Annotated in this window: 5 protein-coding genes; 2 read left to right on the forward strand and 3 right to left on the reverse strand. The window is 60.8% G+C overall.

Annotated elements, in window-relative coordinates:
- Position 1: 1 nt before the first annotated feature.
- The 3 genes from cyoB to MJ122_RS26130 all read right to left on the reverse strand — a co-directional run bounded on the left by cyoB (position 2) and on the right by MJ122_RS26130 (position 5051).
- Positions 2-1984 carry a cytochrome o ubiquinol oxidase subunit I gene (gene cyoB, locus MJ122_RS26120; RefSeq protein ID WP_088421132.1) on the reverse strand — a complete coding sequence of 661 codons (1983 nt, stop codon included), beginning with the start codon at positions 1982-1984 and terminating at the stop codon, positions 2-4.
- A gap of 6 nt (positions 1985-1990) precedes the next feature.
- On the reverse strand, positions 1991-2974 hold the full coding sequence (gene cyoA / locus MJ122_RS26125) for a ubiquinol oxidase subunit II (RefSeq protein WP_088421131.1): 984 nt from the start codon (positions 2972-2974) through the stop codon (positions 1991-1993).
- Positions 2975-3899: 925 nt separating this feature from the next.
- Positions 3900-5051: a TolC family protein gene (locus tag MJ122_RS26130; RefSeq protein WP_239746633.1), complete on the reverse strand. Its 1152-nt coding sequence runs from the start codon at positions 5049-5051 to the stop codon at positions 3900-3902.
- A gap of 227 nt (positions 5052-5278) precedes the next feature.
- Here MJ122_RS26130 and MJ122_RS26135 point away from each other — a divergent pair, with 227 nt between their 5' ends.
- Together MJ122_RS26135 and MJ122_RS26140 are read left to right on the forward strand one after the other, a co-directional pair.
- Entirely contained in the window at positions 5279-6043 is a 765-nt protein-coding gene (locus tag MJ122_RS26135; RefSeq protein WP_239746635.1) for a site-specific integrase, read from the forward strand.
- 494 nt (positions 6044-6537) lie between these two features.
- Positions 6538-8329 (forward strand): Ig-like domain-containing protein (locus MJ122_RS26140; RefSeq protein WP_239746637.1); only part of this gene is annotated, 1792 nt, incomplete at its 3' end.

The raw sequence follows: 8329 nt of genomic DNA on the forward strand, positions 1-8329 counted from the left end.
TTTATACCTGCTGCGCGGTGGCGAGTTTCTGGAAGTTGGCGTTTTCGATGCGCTCGATCTCATCCGGCTGGACGTAGTAGTCCAGGTCGGTGACGTAGCTGCGCACGATGACCGAAGCGATCATGCCGACGAAGCCAACACCCACCAGCCACCAGATGTGCCAGATGGCGGCGAAGCCGAAGAGGAAGGCGAACACGGCGATGGAGAAGCCAGCGGCGGTGTTCTTCGGCATGTGGATCGGCGCGTAGGCCGGCAGCTTGCGGTACGCGGTACCGGTCTGCTTCATGTCGTGGAACGCGTCGATATCGTTGACCTTCGGCAGTTCGGCGAAGTTGTAGTACGGCGGCGGCGAGGAAGTGGACCACTCCAGGGTCCGGCCGCCCCACGGGTCGCCGGTCAGGTCCGCCAGGGCCTTGCGGTTCTTGATCGACACCAGCAGCTGGATCAGCTGGCAGGCGATGCCGAAGAAGATCAGCACGGCGCCGAAGAACGCCACCACCAGGTACGGCTTCCACATCGGGTTGTCGTAGTGGTTCAGGCGACGGGTCATGCCCATGAAGCCGAGGATGTACAGCGGCATGAAGGCCATGTAGAAGCCGACCAGCCAGCACCAGAAGGAACGCTTGCCCCACTTCTCGTCCAGCTTGAAGCCGAAGGCTTTCGGGAACCAGAAGACGAAGCCGGCCAGGTAGCCGAACACCGCACCACCGATGATGGTGTTGTGGAAGTGGGCGATCAGGAACAGGCTGTTGTGCAGCAGGTAGTCAGCACCCGGGATGGCCAGCAGAACGCCGGTCATGCCACCGATGGTGAAGGTGACGATGAAGCCCAGGGTCCACAGGATCGGGGTGTCGAAGCGCAGGCGGCCACGGTAGATGGTGAACAGCCAGTTGAACAGCTTCACCCCGGTCGGGATGGAGATCAGCATGGTCGCAACGCCGAAGAAGCCGTTGACGTCGCCGCCCGAACCCATGGTGAAGAAGTGGTGCAGCCACACGGTGAAGCCGAGGAAGGTGATCGCGGCGCTCGCCCACACCATCGAGGTGTAGCCGAACATGCGCTTGCCGGCGAAGGTCGCGGTGACTTCGGAGAAGATACCGAAGGCCGGCAGGATCAGGATGTACACCTCAGGATGGCCCCAGGCCCAGAAGAGGTTGATGTACATCATGGCGTTGCCGCCCAGCTCGTTGGTGAAGAAGTGCATGTCGAAGTAACGGTCCAGCGACAGCAGGCCCAGGGCCGCGGTCAGGATCGGGAACGACGCAACGATCAGGATGTTGGCGAAGGTGCAGGTCCAGGTGAAGATCGGCATCTGCATCAGCTTCATGCCGGGGGTGCGCATCTTGAACACGGTGACCAGGAAGTTGATACCCGTGAGCAAGGTACCCATACCCGATATCTGTAGCGCCCAGATGTAGTAGTCCACACCCACGCCCGGGCTGTAGGCCAGTTCGGACAGCGGCGGGTAGGCGACCCAGCCGGTACGGGCGAATTCACCCAGGCCCAGCGAGACGTTCACCAGCATGGCGCTGACGACCAGCAGCCAGAAGCTCAGGGAGTTCAGGAACGGGAACGCCACGTCGCGCGCGCCGATCTGCAGCGGCACGGCCAGGTTCATCAGGCCGGTCATGAAGGGCATGGCCATGAAGATGATCATGATCACGCCGTGGGCGGTGAAGATCTGGTCGTAGTGTTCCGGCGGCAGGTAGCCGTGGTTGGCGCCTTCAGCCAGCGCGAGCTGGCCGCGCATCATGATGGCGTCGGCGAAGCCGCGCAGGAGCATGATCAGGGCGACGATGATGTACATCACGCCGATCTTCTTGTGGTCGATGGACGTCAGCCACTCGGTCCACAGGTAGGTCCACTTGCGGTAGTAGGTGATCGCGCCGAACACACCGAGGCCCAGCAGGGCGACGACGGCCAGCGTGATGACGATGATCGGCTCGTGGTACGGCACGGCCGACAGTGTCAGTTTCCCGAACATCTGTGCTTACTCCTGGCTCGGATTCATTTGCATGCCCGGCATGCTGCTCATGTCGTGGCCCGCCATGGCGGCCTCTTCATGCGCTTCGCCGTGCTCGCCCTTCTCGGCCTGTTCTTTGGCTTCGTGGGCCTTGGCCATGGCGTGGCCGGCGTGTTCCCACTTGTTCAGCACGTGGGAGAACAGCTCGGGGCTGACGGTGGCGAAGTAGGTCGCCGGGACGTTCTCGGTCGGCTTCACCAGCTCCGGGTACTGATCAAGGTTCAGGGTCTGCTGCGAGGCCTTGACCTTCGCGACCCACTCCTGGAAGCCCTGCTCGGAAGTGGAGATGGCCTTGAACTTCATGCCCGAGAAGCCGCCGCCGCTGTAGTTCGCGGAGATGCCGTCGAACACGCCTTCTTCGTTGGCGATCAGGTGCAGCTTGGTCAGCATCCCGGCCATGGAGTAGATCTGGCTACCCAGCTGCGGGATGAAGAACGAGTTCATCACCGAATCCGAGGTGATCTGGAAATTCACCGGGGTGTCTTTCGGGAAGGCGATCTCGTTGACGGTGGCGATACCCTGTTCCGGGTAGATGAACAGCCACTTCCAGTCCAGCGAGATGGCCTGGATGGTCACCGGCTTGACCTCGGAGTCCAGCGGACGGTACGGGTCCAGCTTGTGGGTGCTCTCCCAGGTGATCCAGCCGAGGACGGCGATGATCAGGCAGGGAACCAGCCACACCACCAGCTCGATCCTGGTCGAGTGGGACCAGTCCGGCATGTAGGTGGCCTTGGTGTTCGAAGCCCGGTACTTCCAGGCGAACGCAAAGGTCATCAGGATGACCGGCACCACCACGATCAGCATCAGCAGGGTTGCCGTGATGATCAGGGACTTCTCGTCAGCGCCGACCTGCCCTTTCGGGTCGAACAGCGCCATGTTGCAACCACCGAGCATCAGCATCGGCAGCCACGCCAGTCTCTTCAAAATTCCTGTGTACTGCTCTTTTTTCATCTTGCGGCCTTAGTGGATGAAAATCGCTTCACCGCCCATGAGCCTTCGCCACGCATTGCTCGACGACTCGTTACCCGCGACTTTTCCAAGCCGCCTGCCAGGGCTGTCATGGATTCACGAACGCGGCCGCAAGGATTCCAGGCAAAGGGAGGTCGCCCGGTCTTCGCGATGCGAAACCGATTTCGTCAGCTGATTCGTTCCGTGTTGTTCAGCGTGTGGTGTCTGGACTGGCGGCCCGCTAGAGCGCGCGCGTCGCACACCGGATGCACGAGCGGATTGCCCGACTCGTCTTATGACAGGAGCCCACCAATGGCAGCCCCCTGTTGTTATGCCGCTGCACCGAAGGGTGAACACTGGCAATGATCTGCGTCAGTGCGACTCAGCGATTTGGGGGTAGGAAATGGACGGCGGGTATTACAAAGCATTTCAGAAATGCCTTTCAAGGCCCCGACCTTTCATTTTTAACAAGATATTTTCTCAACCCAAGAAACAGTCATGACCTGTAACGATCAAAAAACGATCAATTCACATAGAGAACCCAAGGGCATTGACCGACCTGGGAAGGCGGGAAAGCACGGGCCACGATAGGGCGCCAAACCTTGAAAAACGGGGCTTTCAGCGGGAACGCAGTTGAGGTACCAAAGGGCTGAATACCTTCAGCAAAGTCCTTGCCATGATCGCAATCAAGAAACGCTGCGAAAGAGGCAGAAGCCCCCTGTGCACCCTGCGACACATCGACGCACAGCGAGATTGGCAAGGGGAAAAGTCATTCAATTTATGACGATCGTACCGGGACGATCAGGAGAGATTCCGCGGCATATCCGTCTCGGAAGCATGACGAGACGAGCCTTTATGACCACCGAAGCGGACATGCCGGGAGACAGAGAGGGCGAAGCGGATCGCTGCTGACGCGCAGCGCTTTCTATCAGTGGCTGGCCGATTCGCTGCCCGGTGCCAGCCAGGCCATCAGGCCGCTGGTTTCAGCACGGATGCGCAGGTCGGAAGCCTTGGCGCTGTAGTAGGTGTCGGAAGCAGCGATCTGGTGCGTGTAATACTCGTTCTCGGCGATCAGCACATCCAGCAGGGTGCGCTTGCCCAGGTGGTACCACTGGTCATAGAACATCTTGCGCACGCGGTCGGACTCGCCCAGCAACTCCTTGTAGTCCCCCACGCGAGCCGCCGACAGGTCACGTTGCTCGACCAGGTTGCGGATGCGGTACTCCGATTCGCGACGAGTCGCCTCCATCTTCTGCTCAGCCGCATCGGCCCGGGCGTATGCCGCACGCTGTGCCGCCGAAGCCGAACCACCGGAGAATGCGGTCCACTCCACGGCCAGCCCGGTCGACCAGGGCTCCTTGTTGTCGAGCATGTTGTTGCCGGTGCTACGCCCAACAACCCAGTTCAGCTTCGGCATGCGCGACGACTTCACCGACTCGGCGCTGGCCAGTGCCGCCTCCTTCTCCCAACGCGCCTGGCGCAGAGCGGGCTGGTCGGCCATCTGTTCCAACGCCTGGTTTAGTGTGATGGGCGTCCAGTCCCACTTGGCATTCGCCGGCACCGTCACATCCGCGCCGACCAGCTTGGCCAGCGTCGTCTTCTGTTCCTGCAGCTTGGACAGCACAAGATCGCGAGCTGTCTCCGCCTGCAACAGGCGCGAGCGGGCCTGGGTCACCTCGCTGCGTCGACCGGGGTCCACTTCGGAAATCTTCGACAGCATGTCCACCAGCTCACGCATACGCGCCACGTAGCGGTCACTGATCTCCAGCGACTCCTGCTGGTGTGCCAGCTCCACCACACCCGAAGCGGTGTTATAGGCAACCGACACCTCGGACTGCGCCTTGGCCTCTTCCTGCGCATTCGCGGTCTTGCTGCGGCTATCGATGTTGTTCCTGATCGCACCGAAGTCATAGACCGGCGTGATCATCTGTACGGTGGAGGTGCCCTCGTTGTCATAGTCGCTACTGCCACTCTGCAACTGCTTGGAGCTGGCGCTGATCTGCACCTGCGGCCATCGCGCGCCCTTTGCCTGATCCACGTCGCCCTTGGCGGCCTGCCAGTTGGCATCGGCCTGTTTCATTTCAGCGACGCGGCGGAGGCCTGCTTGGGCTTGGAGTAGAAGCTCAGCGCACCGCCCAGTTCATCGGCCTGGGCAACGCCGCCAAGCGAAGCCATGGCCAGCACCAGCGCCGAGTGGCAGAACCGCCAACGCTTTTGACTTACGGAAGGTTTACGGATTTTCATTTCAATCATCTCTCGCGGAAGGCCTCACGCGCTTTCAGCGCGGGCTTGAGTAAGTAATCCAGGATGGTTTTTTCCCCGGTATTCCGCTATGCCATTGCCACCGGCCGAGCAGAGCGCGACGTGGCGGCAGACCTGCGCGGAGCCATAGCGCCCGCGAGGACCACCCAGCACTTCGCGACTATCACCGACCCCCGGCGTATTGGCGAGTTGTTGCATACCCTGGACAAGGCGGCCGGGGTACTACCCCATATCGCTTATGCCTTGCGGCTTGCCCCTCTGGTATTCGTGCGGGCCAAGGAGTTGGCCAATGCACAGTGGTCACAGTTCGATCTTGAAGCGAAAGAGTGGCGTATCCCCGCCAGCATCATGAAGATGCGACAGGTACATATCGTCCCATTGTCTCGACAGGCTGTCGAAATACTTCAGAGCCTCCACGAGCTTACGGGGCATTCTTCCTATTTATTCCCCGGCAGACCCAAAAGAGTCGAAAAAGGAAAGTCCATTCGCAGCCAGTCCCTGGTGAGTGCCATGCGTCGTCTCGGGTATTCCAAGGAGGAAATGACTTTTCACGGATTCAGGAGCATGGCCTCTACGATTCTGAACGAAAAAGGCTACAACAGGGATTGGATAGAACGTCAACTTGCCCATACGGAGAGAAGCGGCGTGCGTGCTTCGTATAACTACGCGGAGTATTTGCAAGAGAGACGGAAGATGATGCAGGACTGGGCGGACTATCTGGACAAATTGCGCCTGAATGAGCGACGAGTTTTAGCTCAATACGGTCCGGAACTGGATCGCCCCGCTGTCTGCGCCCCGCTCGGAAGTTGATTTATCACCCCCCGATGGCGTTGCAGCAACCTGCTGGTAGGTCTCCACCGGTCGGTGTCGGTCCAAGGATGAAGGATGGGCTGCTGACAATGAGGCCTACCCACAAATCTACCCGCGTCAAATGCTGACACAGTGCGCCAGATAAGCAGGATTCGCCGGGCGCCCCAGGCAGTCTGCACTGCGCAGGGCAGAGACACAGGCGCCTGGTCTTCGGGAAACCGCCCTCAGGCCAGCCTGCCGAGAGTCTGTCGCCATTGACGAGCTGGATATCCCGCTCGCGCCCTTGAGGCATCGACTGGGGCGTCACGGAAGCGAGTCGCTTTCCCTTCTTGGGCGCTGCAACGCCGGTGCCCCGGCATTTTCAGCGTATTGATGGCCGCTTTTCGGTTATCAGAAGAATCGGCGCTACTGTAGGAACTCCCTGATCTCAGGTTTGACGGCGGAAAATTACTCTCCTCACCTCGAAAACGTGTCCCTCCCGAGGTGGGTTAGAAATGGCAATTGAAAACATTGGGCTGATCGCCGTCAGCGAAAACGCAACCACCAAGGTTGCGGTCAAGGCTGGTGGCAAGGTCAAGGCAAAACTGGGTACCAAGTACCTGTTCCAGGTCGAAAACGGCGATGTCGCTCCTGAAAACGTCACGGTCACGCGCGTTGGCAATGACCTGCAGGTCGCCTTCGAAGGCAGCGAGAAGCCTGACCTCATTATCCAGGACTTCTTCGCGGAAGGCATGGAGGGGCAACTCTACGGTGTTGCCGAAGACGGCCAGCTGTACGCGTATGTGCGTACCGACGGCGAAGGCTATTTTGGCAAGCTGATGCTGGCCGATGGTGAAACAGCCCCCATCGCCCTGGGGGGAGACGGCGTTCCCTACTCTCCCGCCCCTTTCACTGATGCAGCAGGTTTTGCCCTGTGGCCTCTGCTGCTCGGCCTGGCCGGCATCGGTGCCGCTGCCGCCGCCATCATCCACCATAACAGGGATGATGGTCATCACCACGATCAGGCCACCAGCCCGGTACCCACCAACCTCCAGGCTACCGACGACGTCGGCCCCATCCAGGGGCCGCTGCACGATGGCGATATCACCGATGACGCGAAACCGGAGATTTCCGGTGGAGGCGTGCCAGGTGCAGTCATCCATGTCATCGATAATGGCACCGAGATCGGCTCCACCGTCGTCAACCCGGATGGTACCTGGTCCTTCACTCCGACCACCGATCTCGATGACGGCGCGCATGAGATCGACGTCATCCAGGTCATCCCCGGCGACAAGCCCAGCGACCCGACCAAGGTCGTCGACATCGTCATTGACACTGTCGCTCCCGACGCCCCGTCCGCTGGGCTGGACCCCGCTTCCGACAGCGGTATCAAGGGCGACAACATCACCAACGACACCACCCCCACCATCGACGGCAAGACCGAGCCCGGTGCGGACGTTACCGTCATCTTCCCGACCGGCGAAGAAATTCACACCAAGGCTGACGAAAATGGCGACTGGTCGGTAACCCCGACCCAGCCCCTGCCAGAGGGTGAAAACGACATCACCGTTATCGCCACCGACCCGGCCGGCAACCAGAGCGAGCCGACTGTTCTGCCGATTGTCATCGACACCAAGGCCCCGGCCGCCGACGCCTGGCTGGACCCCGAGTCCGACAGCGGCATCAAGGGCGATGACATTACCAACGACAATACCCCGACCATCGACGGCAAGACCGAGCCGGGCTCCACTGTGGAAGTCACCTTCCCGACCGGAGAAGTCGCTACCACTACCGCCGATGCGGACGGCAACTGGTCGGTGACCCCGACCCAGCCCCTGCCTGACGGCCAGAACGACATCACCGTTATCGCCACTGATACGGCCGGCAACCAGAGCGAGCCAGTCGTTCTGCCGATCGTGATCGACACCCAGGCACCGCCCGCCGATGCCTGGCTGGATCCGGCGTCCGACAGCGGCACCAAGGGTGACAACATCACCAGCGACACCACTCCGACCATCGACGGCAAGACCGAGCCGGGCTCCACTGTGGAGGTCACCTTCCCGACCGGTGAAGTGGCCACCACCACCGCCGACACGGACGGCAACTGGTCGGTGACCCCGACCCAACCTCTGGACAACGGCCTGAACGACATCAGCATCGTTGTCACAGACCCGGCGGGCAACCAGAGCGAACCGAACGTCCTGCCGATCACCATCGACACCACCGCTCCGTCCGCGCCGACCATCGACAGCATCGTCGACAACGATGATCCTGCGCACCTGATTGACGTACCGAAGGATGGCGACA

It is taken from the genome of Pseudomonas sp. DP-17, from assembly GCF_022380625.1.
Lineage (GTDB): Bacteria > Pseudomonadota > Gammaproteobacteria > Pseudomonadales > Pseudomonadaceae > Pseudomonas > Pseudomonas nitroreducens_A.

Excerpts from the sequence above, each read along its gene's own strand:
- MJ122_RS26135 (WP_239746635.1), top strand. The coding sequence starts at position 5,279 with ATGGTTTTTTCCCCGGTATTCCGCTATGCCATTGCCACCGGCCGAGCA.
- cyoA (WP_088421131.1), bottom strand. The coding sequence starts at position 2,974 with ATGAAAAAAGAGCAGTACACAGGAATTTTGAAGAGACTGGCGTGGCTG.
- MJ122_RS26130 (WP_239746633.1), bottom strand. The coding sequence starts at position 5,051 with ATGAAACAGGCCGATGCCAACTGGCAGGCCGCCAAGGGCGACGTGGAT.
- cyoB (WP_088421132.1), bottom strand. The coding sequence starts at position 1,984 with ATGTTCGGGAAACTGACACTGTCGGCCGTGCCGTACCACGAGCCGATC.